Raw genomic sequence first — 454 nt, 5'->3', positions numbered from 1 at the left:
GCCGTCCGATGCGCAAAATGATGCCATTGGCGGTGTTTGGATCGTTGATGCCCGGCGATATCGCCCGAAGTGCCACTTCGACCATCTTTTGAATGGCAAAATCGACATCTTGTGAAGAAGTCCGCTCCTGCCCGATCGTCACAAACCGGTGGATGTCCAGGTCCCGTTCTTCTTTGACATAAACCCGGAACAGTTCGGTTTCTTCGTGGACGTATGTCCCGATTCGTTGAAGGATTTCAATTTCGAACTCTTGCTGTTTTGCGCAATCGACAATTTCGTCAAAATGAAGAAATTGAATATAGCCGTCTTGCTGCGCTTTTAGCGTTTTCACCATTCCACCCGGCACCCAGCCCGCGGTCAGCTCCATGTCGTTCTTCTGTTTTTCGCTGTAATCCGAAATCACCCGTTCTGCATCAGCTTCCAATTCGTTTAGCAATTTCCCCACCTGTACATG

General features: G+C 49.3%; 1 protein-coding gene. It reads right to left on the bottom strand.

Annotation, left to right across the window (positions count from 1 at the left end):
* Positions 1-436 (bottom strand): DUF2254 family protein (locus tag ETC00_RS19825; protein WP_253264350.1); only part of this gene is annotated, 436 nt, incomplete at its 3' end.
* Between the last annotated feature and the right edge of the window lie 18 nt (positions 437-454).

The sequence above is a fragment of the Brevibacillus sp. MCWH genome (assembly GCF_013096935.1).
In the GTDB taxonomy this organism is placed as follows: Bacteria; Bacillota; Bacilli; order Brevibacillales; family Brevibacillaceae; genus Brevibacillus; species Brevibacillus aydinogluensis.
The sequence above is the reverse complement of the archived record's forward strand: the minus strand, read 5'-3'. Positions and strand labels throughout refer to the sequence as shown.